The following is a 206-nucleotide window of genomic DNA, read 5'->3' on the forward strand; positions in this document are numbered from 1 at the left end:
TCGTCAAGAAGCTTGCGAAACATTTCAACGCCGGTTACAGTCGTTTTAGAAGTAGCTTTCATACCTACAACTTCAACTTCTTCGCCAACTTTTACAATTCCGCGCTCGACACGACCTGTGGCAACTGTACCACGTCCGGAGATGGAGAATACATCTTCAACCGGCATCAGGAACGGACGGTCAATAGCACGCTCAGGTTCAGGGAT

Annotated in this window: 1 protein-coding gene; it reads right to left on the minus strand. The window is 48.5% G+C overall.

Annotation, left to right across the window (positions count from 1 at the left end):
• Positions 1 to 206: EF-Tu/IF-2/RF-3 family GTPase (locus KJB30_RS18695; protein WP_246545792.1), on the minus strand; the 206-nt coding region annotated here is incomplete at both ends.

Source organism: Pelotalea chapellei, assembly GCF_018531195.1.
In the GTDB taxonomy this organism is placed as follows: domain Bacteria; phylum Desulfobacterota; class Desulfuromonadia; order Geobacterales; family Pseudopelobacteraceae; genus Pelotalea; species Pelotalea chapellei.